Source organism: Janthinobacterium sp. 75 (assembly GCF_004365495.1).
Classification (GTDB): Bacteria; Pseudomonadota; Gammaproteobacteria; order Burkholderiales; family Burkholderiaceae_D; genus Janthinobacterium.
Genome location: NZ_SORD01000001.1, coordinates 1 through 17,518, shown reverse-complemented (window position 1 = coordinate 17,518; position 17,518 = coordinate 1). Strand labels below are relative to the sequence as shown.

Sequence of the window (17,518 nt, the reverse complement as noted above, 5' to 3'; positions counted from 1 at the left end):
TGGCTGGACGATTCGATATCAGAAATCGACGACGACCGTCGCACCATAGGCGATTTTGTGGGCCGAATGAGCGGCCAGAAGGGCAGTTTCTTCCAATGGCAGCCGGGCTTGCAATGCTGACAGCAGGCGGATGGTGCCCGCATGGCAGATGATGACGGCTGTTTCGTGTTTTTCGCGCAACAGATCGCCTAAAAACGCATCGACGCGGGTGGCCATCGCCAGCACATTCTCGCCGCCGCCGGGGCGATAGTGGGCCAGGTCGGCAGCCCAGGCATCGATGTCCGCGCGCGCAATCGCGTGCCAGGGCTGCATTTCCCAGGCACCGAAATCCATCTCCGCCAGCCGCGCGTCGAAGTGCAGGGCGCTGGCAGGCAAGTCTTGCGCCAAGGCTGCCGCCAGGTCGGCGCAGCGGCGCAGCGGACTGGCGTAGAGCGGGACGCCGGTCGGCAAAGTGGCTTGCAGGCTGGCGCGCACCGTGGTTATTTCTTGCGGTGCCACCGCCACATCGCTGCAGCCATAGCAGGTGCTGCTGGTCACTTGCGGCGTGGGGTGGCGGACGAGGATCAAACGCATGCTGTTAATAGAAGCGTGTGGGTGGTTGGAAGCTGGACAGGATGGCCAGATAGACCGCCACTTCCGCCAATTGCTGCACGGCGCCAAGGCAGTCGCCCGTATAGCCTCGCAGGCGGTGCTGGCACTTTCGGCCCAGCCAGAAAGCGGCAGCTGCCGCCGCCACGACGGCAAAGGCCAGCGTGGCCCAGTAAAATATCCCCAGGGCGCCGCAGACGATGGCGGGCAGCAGGCCGCAGGTAGCGGCAATGACGAATTCACTGGTGCTCATCTCTTGTGCCATTGGCTTGGACTTGCCTTCGTCGCGCGCATAGTCCATGAGCCAGATCAGGGAAACGGCGGCCAGTCGTGAAAGTGGATGGGCGATGAATAAGGTCGCCACCACCGTGGCAGGTGGCAGCGATGCGAGGGCCGCGCACTTGATGGCCAGCAGGCAGACAATGCCGATGGCGCCATACGCGCCGATGCGCGAATCCTTCATGATTTCCAGCACCCGTTCGCGCGTCATGCCGCCGCCAAAGCCATCGCACATGTCAGCGAAGCCGTCTTCATGGAAGGCGCCCGTCAGATAAATGCCGGCGGCGACCGCCAGCAGCACGGCCACTGGTGCTGGCAGGAGCGAGCTCGCTACCAGATACACGGCGCCACTGATAGCTGCCACCACCACGCCCACCAGGGGGAAGTAGCGCGAGGCGTGCTGCAGCCAGTCCGGCTCGAAACCCACCCAGCGCGGGATGGGCAGGCGCGTGAAGAACTGCAGCGCAATGAAGAACAGGCGGCACTGGTGGACTGCGGCGGAAACGGGATTGGTCATGATCTTAGTCTGGCGTGGACTTTTCGCTGACCTGGGCCGAGGCGAAGGTCGCCATCTCGCGCATGAAGTTGACGGCTGCGTGCAGCAGCGGCAAGGCCAGGGCCGAACCCGTGCCTTCACCGAGGCGCAAATCGAGGTGCAGCAGCGGACGCGCGCCCAGGCTGGCCAGCAGCTGGCGGTGGCCGTTTTCATCGGAGCAGTGCGAAAACACGCAGTAATCGAGGATGGCAGGCTGCAGCCGCGCTGCCACCAGCAGGGCGCTGCTGACGATGAATCCATCTATCAGCAAAATCATGCGCCGCTCGGCTGCTTTGAGCATGGCGCCGGCCATCATGGCGATTTCGAAACCACCGAAGGTGGCCAGTACGTCGAGTGGCTCATTGACTGCCGCGTGATGCGCGATGGCCGCTTCGATCACATGCTGTTTGTGTAATATGCCCTCCTTTGACAGGCCGGTACCGGCGCCCACGCACTCGGCGACAGGCGTTTGCGTGAGCTTGTGCATCAGGGCGGCAGCAGCGGTGGTGTTGCCGATGCCCATCTCGCCAAAGCCCAGCACATTGCCGTCGAGCGTGGGGACCAGGTCCATCCCGGCCTGCATGGCGGCCATGCATTGTTCCTGGCTCATGGCGGGTTCGTTGGCAAAGTTGCGGGTGCCGGGACCCTGCTTGCGATCAAGCAAGCCGTCGCGCGGGCCGAAATCATGGTTCACGCCAGCATCAACTATATAGAGGGCGCAATCGGACTGGCGGGCAAAGACGTTAATGGCTGCGCCATTGCCGAGGAAGTTTTCCACCATTTGCCAGGTCACGCTTTGTGGATAGGCGGAAATGCCTTCGGCGACCACGCCATGGTCGGCCGCGAAAACGATGATGGCAGGCTGGCGCAATGCCAGTTGCGCGCTTTGCTGGATCAGGCCGATCTGGCGGGCCAGGGTTTCCAATAGGCCCAGACTGCCCAGCGGCTTGGTCTTGCTATTGATGGCGTGTTCGAGTGCGCTGGCCAGTACGGGATTGGCGGTGGGGGGGATGTGTGGGATAGGCATGGCAGTCAAGGTGGATGTGGCAGGGTATTTCCGGCGCTACGATATCACACAGCAATATTTGCTCAGCTGCAAAATAGCCCTTGCGGGGCGTGCGGGGCAGGGCTATAATTCGCCCCCTCGCTGAACGACGCATGCAAATGCCGAGTAAAGTGAGAAAAAAGAAGGAGTTGACGGACGTAGCAAAATGCTTCATACTCTTCCTTCTTCGCAGCTGACAAACACAACGCTTTGTCGATAGCGCGAAAGCAGTAACCGAATACAGTTCTTTAACAATTAACAGTCGATAAGTGTGGGCATTTGATGTAAGTGCAGCGTCAATCTTCGGATTGGCGTCTAACTTAAAATATCAAATGTTCACAAGAAATAATGAAATAGGATACTTCTTCGGAAGTAGCCTGTCAGTTTTTTGAGTGAGCGACCCGTCGCAAGACGGTGCCAATAAAATGGCAAAGTAACAGAGATTAAACTGAAGAGTTTGATCCTGGCTCAGATTGAACGCTGGCGGCATGCCTTACACATGCAAGTCGAACGGCAGCACGGAGCTTGCTCTGGTGGCGAGTGGCGAACGGGTGAGTAATATATCGGAACGTACCCTAGAGTGGGGGATAACGTAGCGAAAGTTACGCTAATACCGCATACGATCTAAGGATGAAAGTGGGGGATCGCAAGACCTCATGCTCGTGGAGCGGCCGATATCTGATTAGCTAGTTGGTAGGGTAAAAGCCTACCAAGGCATCGATCAGTAGCTGGTCTGAGAGGACGACCAGCCACACTGGAACTGAGACACGGTCCAGACTCCTACGGGAGGCAGCAGTGGGGAATTTTGGACAATGGGCGAAAGCCTGATCCAGCAATGCCGCGTGAGTGAAGAAGGCCTTCGGGTTGTAAAGCTCTTTTGTCAGGGAAGAAACGGTGAAAGCTAATATCTTTTGCTAATGACGGTACCTGAAGAATAAGCACCGGCTAACTACGTGCCAGCAGCCGCGGTAATACGTAGGGTGCAAGCGTTAATCGGAATTACTGGGCGTAAAGCGTGCGCAGGCGGTTTTGTAAGTCTGATGTGAAATCCCCGGGCTCAACCTGGGAATTGCATTGGAGACTGCAAGGCTAGAATCTGGCAGAGGGGGGTAGAATTCCACGTGTAGCAGTGAAATGCGTAGATATGTGGAGGAACACCGATGGCGAAGGCAGCCCCCTGGGTCAAGATTGACGCTCATGCACGAAAGCGTGGGGAGCAAACAGGATTAGATACCCTGGTAGTCCACGCCCTAAACGATGTCTACTAGTTGTCGGGTCTTAATTGACTTGGTAACGCAGCTAACGCGTGAAGTAGACCGCCTGGGGAGTACGGTCGCAAGATTAAAACTCAAAGGAATTGACGGGGACCCGCACAAGCGGTGGATGATGTGGATTAATTCGATGCAACGCGAAAAACCTTACCTACCCTTGACATGGCTGGAATCCCGGAGAGATTTGGGAGTGCTCGAAAGAGAACCAGTACACAGGTGCTGCATGGCTGTCGTCAGCTCGTGTCGTGAGATGTTGGGTTAAGTCCCGCAACGAGCGCAACCCTTGTCATTAGTTGCTACGAAAGGGCACTCTAATGAGACTGCCGGTGACAAACCGGAGGAAGGTGGGGATGACGTCAAGTCCTCATGGCCCTTATGGGTAGGGCTTCACACGTCATACAATGGTACATACAGAGCGCCGCCAACCCGCGAGGGGGAGCTAATCGCAGAAAGTGTATCGTAGTCCGGATTGTAGTCTGCAACTCGACTGCATGAAGTTGGAATCGCTAGTAATCGCGGATCAGCATGTCGCGGTGAATACGTTCCCGGGTCTTGTACACACCGCCCGTCACACCATGGGAGCGGGTTTTACCAGAAGTAGGTAGCTTAACCGTAAGGAGGGCGCTTACCACGGTAGGATTCGTGACTGGGGTGAAGTCGTAACAAGGTAGCCGTATCGGAAGGTGCGGCTGGATCACCTCCTTTCTAGAGTTTGCACGAATCAGTAATGATTCACGCATCAAATGTTCACACTTATCGGCTGTTTAATTAAGAAGAAACAGTAGTCGTAGTAGTTCCGCGTTGGGGCTGTAGCTCAGCTGGTTAGAGCACCGTGTTGATAACGCGGGGGTCGTTGGTTCGAGTCCAACCAGCCCTACCAGTAAAAACAGACCCGGGGGTAAGGTGGACGCTAGTCCAGCCAGACCTGCCAGTATGTAATACCCACAGGGGGATTAGCTCAGCTGGGAGAGCACCTGCTTTGCAAGCAGGGGGTCGTCGGTTCGATCCCGTCATCCTCCACCAAGTTTTACTCGAAAGTGCAAACGTAAGCCGGTCAACAAGACTGTGGTTTAGGTTTGATCTTTTAGCGATCAAAGCTGTTTCGTTCTTTAACAATCTGGAAGAAGTAAAGATTATTTATTGATTGGTTTGCCGTAAAAAGCAAATCGATGGGTAATGATTGTATGTATCAACAAACAAGCAACAACGTTGTACTTTCTTATCCCTGTAGCGCTCTTTCATTATGCAAATGATGAGAGGCTAACGTTATAGGGACAAGCGAATAAGTGCACATGGTGGATGCCTTGGCGATTACAGGCGATGAAGGACGTAGTAGCTTGCGATAAGCTGCGGGGAGTGAGCAAACACACTTTGATCCGCAGATTTCCGAATGGGGCAACCCACCCTTTTAGGGTATTGCATACTGAATACATAGGTATGCAAGGCGAACGCGGCGAACTGAAACATCTAAGTAGCTGCAGGAAAAGAAATCAACCGAGATTCCCAAAGTAGCGGCGAGCGAAATGGGAAGAGCCTGTACGTGATAGTCGGACCGATAACAGAATCCTCTGGAAATAGGAGCCATAGTGGGTGATAGCCCCGTATGTGAAATTGGACCGGTGATACTAAGCGTACGACAAGTAGGGCGGGACACGTGACATCCTGTCTGAATATGGGGGGACCATCCTCCAAGGCTAAATACTCGTAATCGACCGATAGTGAACCAGTACCGTGAGGGAAAGGCGAAAAGAACCCCGGAAGGGGAGTGAAATAGATCCTGAAACCGTGTGCATACAAACAGTAGGAGCGGACTTGTTCCGTGACTGCGTACCTTTTGTATAATGGGTCAGCGACTTACATTCAGTGGCAAGGTTAACCATATAGGGAAGCCGTAGAGAAATCGAGTCCGAATAGGGCGATCAGTCGCTGGGTGTAGACCCGAAACCAAGTGATCTACTCATGGCCAGGATGAAGGTGCGGTAACACGCCCTGGAGGTCCGAACCCACTAATGTTGAAAAATTAGGGGATGAGCTGTGGGTAGGGGTGAAAGGCTAAACAAACTTGGAAATAGCTGGTTCTCTCCGAAAACTATTTAGGTAGTGCCTCAAGTATCACCATCGGGGGTAGAGCACTGTTATGGCTAGGGGGTCATTGCGACTTACCAAACCATTGCAAACTCCGAATACCGATGAGTGCGAGCTTGGGAGACAGACGTCGGGTGCTAACGTCCGGCGTCAAGAGGGAAACAACCCAGACCGCCAGCTAAGGTCCCAAAGATTGGCTAAGTGGAAAACGAAGTGGGAAGGCTAAAACAGTCAGGATGTTGGCTTAGAAGCAGCCATCATTTAAAGAAAGCGTAATAGCTCACTGATCGAGTCGTCCTGCGCGGAAGATGTAACGGGGCTAAGCCAGTCACCGAAGCTGCGGATATTGTTCTGTGATTTATCACAGATATATATGGTAGGAGAGCGTTCTGTAAGCCTGCGAAGGTGTCTTGTAAAGGATGCTGGAGGTATCAGAAGTGCGAATGCTGACATGAGTAGCGATAATGGGGGTGAAAAGCCTCCACGCCGTAAGCCCAAGGTTTCCTGTTCAACGTTCATCGGAGCAGGGTGAGTCGGCCCCTAAGGCGAGGCAGAGATGCGTAGCTGATGGGAAGCAGGTTAATATTCCTGCACCGTCGTATGATGCGATGGGGGGACGGATCGCGGAAGGTTGTCTGACTGTTGGAATAGTCAGTTTCTGTCTCATAGAAGGCGCTTAGGCAAATCCGGGCGCGGAATTCAAGGGGATGGGACGAGTGAACTTGTTCACGAAGCAATCGGAAGTGGTTCCAAGAAAAGCCTCTAAGCTTCAGTCATACGAGACCGTACCGCAAACCGACACAGGTGGGCGAGATGAGTATTCTAAGGCGCTTGAGAGAACTCGGGAGAAGGAACTCGGCAAATTGGTACCGTAACTTCGGGAAAAGGTACGCCCCGGTAGCTTGATTGGTTTACTCCATGAGGGTGAAAGGGTTGCAATAAACTGGTGGCTGCGACTGTTTAATAAAAACACAGCACTCTGCAAACACGAAAGTGGACGTATAGGGTGTGACGCCTGCCCGGTGCTGGAAGATTAAATGATGGGGTGCAAGCTCTTGATTGAAGTCCCAGTAAACGGCGGCCGTAACTATAACGGTCCTAAGGTAGCGAAATTCCTTGTCGGGTAAGTTCCGACCTGCACGAATGGCGTAACGATGGCCACACTGTCTCCTCCCGAGACTCAGCGAAGTTGAAATGTTTGTGATGATGCAATCTACCCGCGGCTAGACGGAAAGACCCCATGAACCTTTACTGTAGCTTTGCATTGGACTTTGAACCAATCTGTGTAGGATAGGTGGGAGGCTTTGAAGCGGGGACGCTAGTTCTCGTGGAGCCAACCTTGAAATACCACCCTGGTTTGTTTGAGGTTCTAACCTTGGTCCGTTATCCGGATCGGGGACAGTGCATGGTAGGCAGTTTGACTGGGGCGGTCTCCTCCTAAAGTGTAACGGAGGAGTTCGAAGGTACGCTAGATACGGTCGGACATCGTGTTGATAGTGCAATGGCATAAGCGTGCTTAACTGCGAGACTGACAAGTCGAGCAGGTACGAAAGTAGGACATAGTGATCCGGTGGTTCTGTATGGAAGGGCCATCGCTCAACGGATAAAAGGTACTCTGGGGATAACAGGCTGATTCCTCCCAAGAGTTCATATCGACGGGGGAGTTTGGCACCTCGATGTCGGCTCATCACATCCTGGGGCTGTAGCCGGTCCCAAGGGTATGGCTGTTCGCCATTTAAAGTGGTACGTGAGCTGGGTTTAAAACGTCGTGAGACAGTTTGGTCCCTATCTGCCGTGGGCGTTGGAAATTTGAAGGGGGCTGCTCCTAGTACGAGAGGACCGGAGTGGACGAACCTCTGGTGTACCGGTTGTCACGCCAGTGGCATTGCCGGGTAGCTAAGTTCGGAAGAGATAACCGCTGAAAGCATCTAAGCGGGAAACTTGCCTTGAGATGAGATTTCCCAGAGCCTTGAGCTCTTTGAAGGGTCGTTCGAGACCAGGACGTTGATAGGCTGGGTGTGGAAGTGCAGTAATGCATTAAGCTAACCAGTACTAATTGCCCGTACGGCTTGTCCCTATAACCTTAGCAGGTACAGAGGATAAGACGGTACAACGTTGTGAGTTTGTTGATACTACTATTCATTACCCCAATCTTTGCTTCTTCCAGATTCAGGCTTTGTCGCTCAATTGAGGACAAATGCCAGTACAAGTTATGCCTGATGACCATAGCAAGTTGGTCCCACCCCTTCCCATCCCGAACAGGACCGTGAAACAACTTTGCGCCGATGATAGTGCTGCAACCAGTGTGAAAGTAGGTTATCGTCAGGCTTGTTATTCGCAGTAGAGAAAAACCCCACCGGACTCCGGTGGGGTTTTTTTTCGTCTGCTGCTTTTGTTTTGCATTCTTCAATTCTTCCAACAATGTGCCTATCCGGAGCCGAAGGGGCCTGCGCTCGATTCGGCCGTGAATGGCTATGCCGATTATCTGCTCAAGCCATTTTCGCTGCTGGAATTGGAAATCCGCCTGAAAGCCTTGCTGCGCCGCGCGCGGGTAAATGACGGCCGCCGCCGTGCTAGCCGTGGATGAGCTGCATTTCGAAGGATCGGCTACATCATTCTGAAGTGCCTGATGAGCGAGGCACCCAAGTTGGCGCCGCGCGAGATGCTCGGATCGAGGCCAGAAAGCCAGGCGCCAGAATAAGAGCATTTTTACGAGTCACGGATTAGTCCCGATTAATAGTAGAGTGGGTCGAAGCCTTGGCCAATCAGGATCGGCTCTACATCGCCCTGCAGCTTATTGATAACATCAACAGTCACGTTCAAAAGCTTGCCGTTCCTATAATCGTTTTCGCTGAAGAGGGACAGCCACTTGCGGGCGTTCAGCGCAGACTGGTTATTGCTGTACAGGTCCACCTCTCGCTGGGTATCCAGATTTCCGGTGAAGACGCGGGATGCCGCGACTTTTTCCACAATGGTTTTCGAATCGCTACCCTGTGCCGCGTTGACGACCGAGAAAGCGAGATCCGCAAGGGTCAAGGCCCCGGTTTCCAGGTGATGTGACCAGAATTCCAACCCCCCCTTTTCCGCGTCACGGTTGAACAGATGCTGGTACAGCGAATTGACGACTTCCATCGAGGTAGAGTTGCCGTACATACTACGGTATTCGGCACTGTTGCCAAAGTTGTTAATCATCGCAGTAGCATCGCCACCAGTGCGGTTGGTGGCGTCCACCCAATATTGCAGACCAGCAGTATCAGCTGGACGGCCAAAATACGCAAGATAGCCCTTAATGATTGCGTCGGAGGCAGGATCATTAAGCTGTGAGTAAAGCGGCAATTTCGCTTCCTGCTGGATCGCAGCATCAACGACACCATCTGCGTATGCCCAGGAACCGAAAGCCGACTTCATGTGCTCGGGTGTATCAATTCCGTACTGCAGGACCAGTTCCAGCATGTTCTGCAGTATTTCCTTCGAGGTCACGACCTTGTTCGTGGCAAAAAGGTCCGAGCCGAGCGCGACCGAACTAAGGGCGCCGTTGTAACACACTTTGAGTGCGTCAAAGTTGGTGCTTATCGCGACATCTTTGACCACCACGCCGGTATTGCTGATGGTGTCGGTATGTTGCGTGAACGGATTGTCCTTCTCGCCCCGCACGTAAGTGATCGAACCATGTTTTTTTAAATTCGTGTCCATGTGCGCTCGATATGGAACCATGTTGCCGTCGAATTTGTACGGTTCAATATTGCTATAGTTAATGGTCAGCGAGATAAACGGCAGGCTACCAGACGACAAAGTGTGCCCATCTTCGGGATTGTTTTTTAATACTTTAACAGCGATTTCCAGACTCGACCTATCGAGAGAAGCCAGCGAGGTCGAGCCAGGATTAGCGATTTCATCACGCAACATCATGACGATTGGATCTTGGGCGAGAGGACCAGATTTCCAACCGTCAAAACCGTATTGTTCAATGTAGTCAGCCAAAGTTTTCATTACATCTCCTACTGTGTTGTTTGCTTTGTTATTACTGCTACCGCAGCATAATTAAGATTGCCGAGTTAACTAGATTACTCATTTAATAAGTGCCATACGGAATTAGAACACATTTATTGGCAAGTGACAGCAGTTTGAATGAAGCAGCCTGGATTGCCGTATGCGACGGTCTTGCGGCTGGCAGCGCCTGGTGTTGCAGGGTTCATACAACGCGAGAGCTATCGGCTGAGTAGCAGTGAGGAATATCGTTGCCCCCGAAGTCCGATTGCTGCCCGTTCCCGACGACATTCATGCCCTGTGCTTGGCAGGAGCTGGCACGATTCCCTGGATTCGCGGCTAACGCCTGACCAGATTTGTCCGTACGGTTGTAGAACGTGCGCGAAGACGAAGTACAGCTTCCGCTGCTTGTATTGATGCTGCCATTTTTGCAGCTGGCGTACACGCTCCCGTTATTGTCGTTGGACGCGTTAACCCATCGACCCGCGCCGTGCGATATCGCTGTATTGTAGCTATTGCAGGATGCGGAGCTAGATCAATAGACCGTAGTTGCCGAGCAACCTGCAGGCGGTGACATACAGTTTTCCGACTGGAAGGCCCAGCTCCCTTTATTGCAAGAATAGACGGCATTTCCGGAGCCAGGGCTAATGCTGATATTTGCGGTTTGAGCATGCTGTGTGTATGGCACGCTGGCCCTCGCTTTTATCGTTTTATGGGTTTGCGCTTCGCTGCCTGGCGCCTTCATCGCCAATCGCCAATTGCTTGATCACGCCGATCATGTCGCTTACATAAGGCGGCCAGGTGGCCTTGCCACAGCAGGACAGCGCCGATGAATTGGGAATGCTGGTACGCACTTTTGCTGTACGTAAGGCGGAGTTGAGCGAAGTTGGTGATCGCGAATGCTTTTTTAGGGGCGATGTCAGTCATGAACTGCGCACGCCGCTGAGCGTGATCAAGGGCGCGGCGGAAATCCTGATGACGCAAGGCGCGTAAGCACCGCTGGTACGCTCCGCTTCCGGGCGCATCTACTTGGCTGCGCGCGGAACCGGGATTCATTGCCCGCCGCCTGGCGGCAGCGTGCTGCGGATTGATTTCATCTAAGCCTGCTTTTTGCATTTACTTAACGAAAAATGAATGCCCTGTCGACGCGTAATTCATGCGGGCACTTGTAAGGTGAGGCCGGAAGCTCGTCTTGCTCCGTCCGCGTGGTTAATGGTGGGGAACATCATGTTCTCTTCATATTGACACTGTACGATGACTTCCATGGCTACAGTCCTGTGTGGTCAGTACCTTTCATCTCACCAAATAATATGTGCACCCATGCTGGCCAAGCTTAAACTCGTCAAAACTCCCAAAGGCATCGATAGCGTCCTGATGCTGTCGGCCATGCTGATCCTCTGGATCGGCAATTACAGCAACCTCGATCTCATGATCGCCGACAGTATGTTCGACGGGGAGCGTGGGCACTTTGCCGGCGGTGACAGTGCGCTGGCCGGCAGTTTCCAGTTTGGCATGATCTTGCTTGGCGCCGCCGTGATAGGCCTGGCCATCTGGGACACCTTGCGTCCGCTGGCATGGCTTGCATCACGCCGCAGCGTCTTGCGCTCCGTGGCCCTGTCGGTCGTCTTGGTGCCGCCAAGCATCTATTTGCTCTCTTCCTTCAGCGATATGCCCTGTCCTACGGATTTGCTGCGCTATGGTGGACTGGAGCCGTACGCGCGCATGCTGGAAACGTTGCCAGCCAGCGCATCTGGCATGGTTTGCCTGCCCGCGATCCAGGCAAACACTGCCTGGTGGCTGCTGGCTTTGCCATTGTTCTGGCTGCCTGGACGGCCGCGCACTGCGCTTCTGCTCGCCGGTGTCATGCTGCTGTGCGGTTTGGCGTCAGGCTGGCAGCAACAGTTGCAAGGTGCACAATTTTTCACGCACACCTTGTGGTCTGCCTGGATCGCTGCTTTCCTGATACATCTGCTACATAACTTGTTCCGGACCGAGGACGCGTTGGCCTGAAATACAAAAGTACGTCACAATCTGCCTGTCGAGTTGTCGTTTCATACAAAAACAGGAGCACCATGAACGAGCAGATTGCGAGAGAAGTGGTATTGGTACGGGCCATTGAAACGGCCGACCAGAAAAAAGAAGTCCTCAGCGAGGACGACCGCATGTATGCCAGCCGCAGCGCGCGTGAGCTTGCGCAATGGCAAGCTTCGGGCAAGCAGGCCGAAGTGACGGGTGACGACTTCCTGCAGCAGCGGTCCGAGCTGATCATCAAGCGTATCACCGAGCGCACCCCCGCCTTCTCTTCCTTCGCGAAACGCCGCAACGGCATGAAGACCCTGGCACTGACCCTGCCATTGCTGGCCCTGCTGCTGGGGGCCGGGCTCGACCGCATCACCGATCCGCACCGCGTCGACTTGCTGTCGGCGCCCTTGCTGCTGATAATCGCCTGGAATGTGCTGGTCTACCTGGGCTTGCTGATCTGGCTATGCATCCCCTCGCACTCCCTGGGCTGGCCGAAAGCTGGACTGGTGCGCCACCTGAGCGTGGGCCGCCTGGCCCTGCCGCGCAAACTCCCGCACGCCTTGTCCTCGAGCTTGCTCAGCTTCATGGGGGAATGGGCGCACCTGAGCGCCAAGCTGACGGCCGCGCGCCTGGGCCGTACCATCCATTTGAGCGCCGCCATGTTTGCCATCGGCGCCGTGGCTTCGCTGTATGCACGCGGTTTCCTGTCGCAATACGCGGCCGGCTGGGAAAGCACCTTTTTGAGTGCCAGCCAGGTGCACAGCCTGCTTTCGACGCTGTTTGCACCAGCCATTGCCCTATTTCATTTGCAAGGTTTCTCCCTGGCGGAAATCGAAGCGTTGCGCTTCCCGCAAACGACGACCGTGGAAGGGGGCGCGCGCTGGGTGCATTTGTATGCGGCAACGATTTTCTTGCTGGTCGTGGTTCCCCGCCTGATCCTGGCTTTGGCCAACAACTGGCGCGCCGCACGGCTGGCGAAACATTTCCCGTTAGACCTGGATCAACCGTATTTCCGCAAGCTCAATGAAAGTATAGGCGTGGCCACGGGTGGCATGTTGCGCGTCTTGCCGTACAGCTTTACTGTCGATGAGGCGCGTCACAAGGGCTTGGGCCAGCTGTCCATCATGCTGTTTGGCGAGCAGGGGCGCATGATGCTGCGTCCATCGACGTCGTATGGCGAAGAGCCGCAGGACGTCTTGCGCGGCGCCGACCTGAATGATCCGCAAGTCAACGTCACGGCCGTGCTGTTCAATCTGACGGCGACGCCGGAAAAAGAAAATCACGGCGCCTTCCTCGATTACCTGGTGCGATCATCGACACGGGGCATCGCAGTCCTGATCGACGAGTCCAGCTACCTGGAGCGCGCTGGCGAGCAGGTGGATAATGCCGCCCGCTTGGCGGAAAGAGTCGCCTTGTGGCAACAGTTCTGCCTCTTCCATCAAACCCCGGCCACCCTGGTCAATTTGCTCAATCCTGCCTTGCACCCGCTCGATGCCGGTGTTGGCTTGAAAGTATCGGCAGCAGCATGAATGTGAATAAAGATGTCCAGGATGATGCGGTGCAAATTCAGTTTGCACTGATTTCGCATACGAATAATGGCAAGACCACCCTGGCGCGTACCTTGGCGGGCGTAGATATCGGCGAAGTGCGCGACGCTGCCCACGTGACCGTTTTTGCGGAATCGCATACCTTGCTGGCGACGCCGCAAGGCGATGCCCTGCAATTGTGGGACACGCCCGGCTTTGGCGACTCGGTGCGCCTGCTCAAGCGTCTGGGGCAGTCGGGCAATCCCATCGGCTGGTTCCTGCGTGAAGTGCTGGATCGTTATCGCGACCGTCCTTTCTGGCTCAGTCAGCAAGCGCTGCGCACGGCCAAGGACGCGGCCGACGTGGTGCTGTATCTGGTCAACTCGTCGGAGCATCCCAGTGATGCGGGTTACTTGCCGGCGGAAATGAAAATCCTCGAATGGCTGGGCAAGCCCGTGGTGGTCTTGCTCAATCAGATGGGGCCACCACGTCCAGGCAACGAGGAACACAGCGAGCAGGAGCGCTGGCGTGAGCATTTACAGCAATATCCGATTGTGCGCGACGTCCTGGCGCTCGATGCCTTTGCTCGCTGCTGGGTACATGAACGCGTGTTTTACGAAGCCGTTGGCAAGTTGTTACCTCAGTCGCAGCAAGCCGGCTATGCGCGTTTGTTTGGTACCTGGCAAGCGCAGAATACGGCACGTTTCCGGGAGGCCATGCATTTGCTGGCCACGCAGCTGGCTGCGGCAGCCCAGGATCGCGAAGCCATCGAGCCCGTCTCCAAGGGCTTGCTGAAATCGGCCTTGCAAGTAGTCGGCATAGGCAAGAATGCCGAGCAGCAACGCCAGGAGAAGGCGATGGCCAGCCTGGTGGCGCGGCTCAATACGCACAGCGGTGAGACGACGCGCGAACTGTTGATCTTGCACAAACTTGACCCCACAGATGCGCATAAGATCAATACACGGGTGCGCGATAATTTTGCCGTGCGCGCGCCGATTGACAAGGCGCAAGCGGGGCTATTGGGCGCCATGATTTCCGGTGCGGCGACTGGCTTGTCGGCCGACCTGATTTCCGGTGGCCTGACCCTGGGCACGGGCGCCTTGCTTGGTGGCGTGGTCGGTGCACTGACGTTTGCGGGCGCAGCCTGGGGATTTAATTCCGGCACGGAGCGCAATGAACCTACCATGCAATTTACGGATGCCTTCCTGCGTACCTTGGTGGTGGCGGGCGTGCTGCGTTATCTGGCGGTGGCGCACTTTGGCCGTGGCCGCGGCAACTTCGTGGAAGGCGAGGCGCCAGCATTTTGGCAAGATGAGGTCGAGCAAGCGGTCGCGCGCCATGACGCTGCTTTGCTTGAGTTGTGGAAAGATGTGCGCCGAGAAAAAGCACCTGAGCAAGCCTCAGAGCGTGTCGAACCCGTGATTGCCGCCATCGCCTCCGATACCCTGGCGCGTCTGTATCCGGATGTGGCGCGCCTGGTGTAGTTCATCACGCGGGGGCCTGCAGCCACTGCTGCAGGAATTGCACGCAGGCCCTGACCTTGGCTGAGCTCGACAGCCGCGAGGTGGTCACCGCCCACACATCGGCAGCCTGTTGATACGCGGGCAAAATCCGCACCAGCTTGCCTTGCGCCAGGCTGCTTTCCACATCCCATGCCGAGCGCAAAATGATGCCGTGGCCGTCCAGCGCCCATTGATGGACGATCTCGCCATTGTTGGCCGACAGCGCCCCGTCGACCTTCACCGTTTCCAGTCCGTGCGGCCCTTGCAGTTTCCAGCGTCGCCCATCCTGGTCGCGCTCGCGGATGACGATGCAGTCATGCTCGCGCAATTGCTCCAGGGTGTCCGGTGTGCCGCGTTGCGCCAGGTAAGCTGGCGCGGCACACAGCACGCGCTGGTTGCGGGCAATATGGTGGGCGATCAAGTCTGGTTCGTGCACCACGCCAACGCGAATGTCGAGGTCGAAACCTTCTCCCAGCAGGTCTACGGGGCGGTCGAGTAATTCCAGCTGTACTTTCAGGTCTGGATACTGCCATGCCAGCTGGGAGAGGGCTGGACCGAGGCGGTTGCGCCCGAAACCGGAACTGCAGCAAATGCGCAGCATGCCCTGCGGCTGCAATGTCGACTGCGCCACCGCTTCAGCCATCTGTTCGATATCTTCCAGGATGCGCTGTGCCCATTGCCGCACGATCTCGCCGTGATCGGTGACGCTGACCCGGCGCGTGGTCCGGTGCAGCAAACGGACTTGCAGCGCCGCTTCCAGCATGCCGATGCGCTTGCTGACGACCGCTTTCGAAATGCCCAGTTCCAGCGCCGTGGCGGCGAAGCTGGTTTTATGGGCGACCTGGCAAAACAGGCGCAAATCTTCAAGTACCGGCGTATTTTTCATTGATTGAGCACGAAATGTGGATACTGGGGTTATGAATCCACCGATTGTATTCTGATGCGGCGCCAGTATCATTAACGCTTCCATCTATCAACAGGAGAAGCGCATGCCCGCACACAGAATCGCAGTCATCGCCGGCGACGGCATAGGCAATGAAGTCATGCCGGAAGGACTGCGTGTTGTCGAGGCCGCCGCGCGCCGCTTCAATATCGACTTGCAGTTTACGACGATGGCATGGGCGAATTGCGATTATTACCTTGAGCATGGCCAGATGATGCCCTCGGACTGGTTTGCCCAACTCAAGGATTTCGACGCCATCTATTTTGGCGCGGTGGGCTGGCCGGACAAAGTACCCGACCATATTTCCTTATGGGGTTCCTTGTTGAAATTCCGGCGCGAATTCGATGAATACGTCAATTTGCGCCCCGTGCGGCTGATGCCGGGCGTGCCGTGCCCGCTGGCAAATAAAAAGCCGGGCGATATCGATTTCTATGTCGTGCGTGAAAATACAGAGGGAGAATATTCGTCCGTGGGTGGGCGCATGTTCGAGGGGACGGAGCGCGAAACAGTGCTGCAGGAATCCGTGTTTACGCGCAAGGGCGTTGACCGCATCCTGCAATATGCGTTTGAGCTGGCGCAAAGCCGGCCAAAAAAACACCTGACATCGGCGACCAAGTCGAATGGCATCGCAATCAGCATGCCATTCTGGGATGAGCGGGTGGAAGCGATGGCGCCGGAGTTTCCCGATGTGCGCTGGGACAAATACCACATCGACATCCTGGCGGCCCGTTTCGTGCTCAGCCCCGAGCGCTTCGACGTGGTGGTCGCGTCGAATCTGTTTGGCGACATCTTGTCCGACCTGGGCCCCGCCTGCACGGGGACGATTGCCATCGCGCCATCGGCCAATATCAATCCGGAGCGCACTTTCCCCTCCGTGTTTGAGCCGGTGCACGGTTCCGCACCCGATATCTATGGCCAGAATATCGCCAACCCGATCGGCATGATCTGGTCGGGCGCCATGATGCTCGATTTCCTCGGCAATGGCGACGCCCAATACACGGCAGCGCATGACGCGATTGTGCGCGCTATCGAGCAGGTGCTCGAGCATGGTCCACGTACGCCGGACATGGGTGGCAGCGCCAGTACGACCGAGGTGGGGATGGTGGTGGCAGCATTGTTGAAATAATGCTTGCCGCCCGTGGGCGGCTTTGCTATAGTTCGCCTCCCCAATGAGACGCACTAGTTTGCGGCACAAAGGGGACAGCCTTCCGGGGCTGGGTAGTAAAAGAAGGAGTTGACGATTGTGCTGAAATGCTTCATACTCTTCCTTCTTCGCAGCTGACAAACACAACGCTTTGTCGATAGCGCGAAAGCAGTACCGATCACAGTTCTTTAACAATTAACAGTCGATAAGTGTGGGCATTTGATGTAAGTGCAGCAGTGATCTTCGGATCACTGTAAAACTTAAAATATCAAATGTTCACAAGAAATAATGAAATAGGATACTTCTTCGGAAGTAGCCTGTCAGTTTTTTGAGTGAGCGACCCGTCGCAAGACGGTGCCAATAAAATGGCAAAGTAACAGAGATTAAACTGAAGAGTTTGATCCTGGCTCAGATTGAACGCTGGCGGCATGCCTTACACATGCAAGTCGAACGGCAGCACGGAGCTTGCTCTGGTGGCGAGTGGCGAACGGGTGAGTAATATATCGGAACGTACCCTGGAGTGGGGGATAACGTAGCGAAAGTTACGCTAATACCGCATACGATCTAAGGATGAAAGTGGGGGATCGCAAG

At 55.5% G+C, this 17,518-nt stretch carries 10 protein-coding genes, 2 tRNA genes and 4 rRNA genes; 11 read left to right on the top strand and 5 right to left on the bottom strand.

The annotated features are described in order from the left end of the window. Positions 1-18: 18 nt before the first annotated feature. From C8C89_RS00080 to cobT, 3 genes are read right to left on the bottom strand one after another with little or no spacing between them, the layout of a single operon-like run. Positions 19-573, bottom strand: coding sequence for a histidine phosphatase family protein (locus C8C89_RS00080; protein ID WP_133988595.1), 555 nt, complete (start codon positions 571-573; stop codon positions 19-21). A gap of 4 nt (positions 574-577) precedes the next feature. Next, positions 578-1,384 (bottom strand): adenosylcobinamide-GDP ribazoletransferase, encoded by an 807-nt coding sequence (locus tag C8C89_RS00075; RefSeq protein WP_133988594.1) that lies wholly within the window; start codon positions 1,382-1,384, stop codon positions 578-580. Positions 1,385-1,388: 4 nt separating this feature from the next. Then, the gene (gene cobT / locus C8C89_RS00070; RefSeq protein WP_133988593.1) at positions 1,389-2,429 is read right to left on the bottom strand and encodes a nicotinate-nucleotide--dimethylbenzimidazole phosphoribosyltransferase; all 1,041 of its coding nucleotides are present in this window, start codon (positions 2,427-2,429) and stop codon (positions 1,389-1,391) included. A 463-nt stretch (positions 2,430-2,892) separates the two neighbouring features. On the opposite strand from cobT, the gene C8C89_RS00065 reads away from it, so the two are divergent. From C8C89_RS00065 to rrf, 5 genes are all read left to right on the top strand, one after another. Further along, positions 2,893-4,423: ribosomal RNA gene (locus C8C89_RS00065) — 16S ribosomal RNA — on the top strand. A 98-nt stretch (positions 4,424-4,521) separates the two neighbouring features. After that, positions 4,522-4,598 (top strand) — tRNA-Ile (locus C8C89_RS00060). 67 nt (positions 4,599-4,665) lie between these two features. After that, positions 4,666-4,741 (top strand) — tRNA-Ala (locus tag C8C89_RS00055). A 249-nt stretch (positions 4,742-4,990) separates the two neighbouring features. After that, a 23S ribosomal RNA gene (locus C8C89_RS00050) occupies positions 4,991-7,880 on the top strand. A gap of 138 nt (positions 7,881-8,018) precedes the next feature. Continuing rightward, positions 8,019-8,131: ribosomal RNA gene (gene rrf, locus C8C89_RS00045) — 5S ribosomal RNA — on the top strand. A gap of 405 nt (positions 8,132-8,536) precedes the next feature. Here the strand turns inward: rrf and C8C89_RS00040 are convergent. Beyond that, positions 8,537-9,793: a DUF4214 domain-containing protein gene (locus C8C89_RS00040; protein ID WP_133988592.1), complete on the bottom strand. Its 1,257-nt coding sequence runs from the start codon at positions 9,791-9,793 to the stop codon at positions 8,537-8,539. Between the two features lie 798 nt (positions 9,794-10,591). Between C8C89_RS00040 and C8C89_RS00035 the strand changes: the two genes are divergently transcribed. The 4 genes from C8C89_RS00035 to C8C89_RS00020 all read left to right on the top strand — a co-directional run bounded on the left by C8C89_RS00035 (position 10,592) and on the right by C8C89_RS00020 (position 14,822). Continuing rightward, a complete protein-coding gene (locus tag C8C89_RS00035) occupies positions 10,592-10,783 on the top strand; it encodes a histidine kinase dimerization/phospho-acceptor domain-containing protein (protein ID WP_243857847.1) in 192 nt (63 codons plus the stop codon). Positions 10,784-11,110: 327 nt separating this feature from the next. Next, positions 11,111-11,800 (top strand): acid phosphatase, encoded by a 690-nt coding sequence (locus C8C89_RS00030; protein ID WP_133988591.1) that lies wholly within the window; start codon positions 11,111-11,113, stop codon positions 11,798-11,800. Positions 11,801-11,862: 62 nt separating this feature from the next. Beyond that, positions 11,863-13,341 (top strand): DUF2868 domain-containing protein, encoded by a 1,479-nt coding sequence (locus C8C89_RS00025; RefSeq protein ID WP_133988590.1) that lies wholly within the window; start codon positions 11,863-11,865, stop codon positions 13,339-13,341. Further along, entirely contained in the window at positions 13,338-14,822 is a 1,485-nt protein-coding gene (locus tag C8C89_RS00020; protein WP_133988589.1) for a DUF3482 domain-containing protein, read from the top strand. The genes C8C89_RS00025 and C8C89_RS00020 overlap by 4 nt, the downstream gene beginning before the upstream one ends. A 4-nt stretch (positions 14,823-14,826) precedes the next feature. Here the strand turns inward: C8C89_RS00020 and C8C89_RS00015 are convergent, their stop codons facing one another. Next, the gene (locus C8C89_RS00015; RefSeq protein WP_133988588.1) at positions 14,827-15,726 is read right to left on the bottom strand and encodes a LysR family transcriptional regulator; all 900 of its coding nucleotides are present in this window, start codon (positions 15,724-15,726) and stop codon (positions 14,827-14,829) included. A 103-nt stretch (positions 15,727-15,829) separates the two neighbouring features. Between C8C89_RS00015 and C8C89_RS00010 the strand changes: the two genes are divergently transcribed. After that, positions 15,830-16,909: a tartrate dehydrogenase gene (locus tag C8C89_RS00010; RefSeq protein WP_133988587.1), complete on the top strand. Its 1,080-nt coding sequence runs from the start codon at positions 15,830-15,832 to the stop codon at positions 16,907-16,909. A gap of 403 nt (positions 16,910-17,312) precedes the next feature. Then, positions 17,313-17,518, top strand: a 16S ribosomal RNA gene (locus C8C89_RS00005); the annotation flags it as partial.

Bases quoted from the DNA above. Each gene is read 5' to 3' on its own strand.
- C8C89_RS00080 (WP_133988595.1), bottom strand. From the start codon at position 573: ATGCGTTTGATCCTCGTCCGCCACCCCACGCCGCAAGTGACCAGCAGC.
- C8C89_RS00075 (WP_133988594.1), bottom strand. From the start codon at position 1,384: ATGACCAATCCCGTTTCCGCCGCAGTCCACCAGTGCCGCCTGTTCTTC.
- cobT (WP_133988593.1), bottom strand. From the start codon at position 2,429: ATGCCTATCCCACACATCCCCCCCACCGCCAATCCCGTACTGGCCAGC.
- C8C89_RS00040 (WP_133988592.1), bottom strand. From the start codon at position 9,793: ATGAAAACTTTGGCTGACTACATTGAACAATACGGTTTTGACGGTTGG.
- C8C89_RS00030 (WP_133988591.1), top strand. From the start codon at position 11,111: ATGCTGGCCAAGCTTAAACTCGTCAAAACTCCCAAAGGCATCGATAGC.
- C8C89_RS00025 (WP_133988590.1), top strand. From the start codon at position 11,863: ATGAACGAGCAGATTGCGAGAGAAGTGGTATTGGTACGGGCCATTGAA.
- C8C89_RS00020 (WP_133988589.1), top strand. From the start codon at position 13,338: ATGAATGTGAATAAAGATGTCCAGGATGATGCGGTGCAAATTCAGTTT.
- C8C89_RS00015 (WP_133988588.1), bottom strand. From the start codon at position 15,726: ATGAAAAATACGCCGGTACTTGAAGATTTGCGCCTGTTTTGCCAGGTC.
- C8C89_RS00010 (WP_133988587.1), top strand. From the start codon at position 15,830: ATGCCCGCACACAGAATCGCAGTCATCGCCGGCGACGGCATAGGCAAT.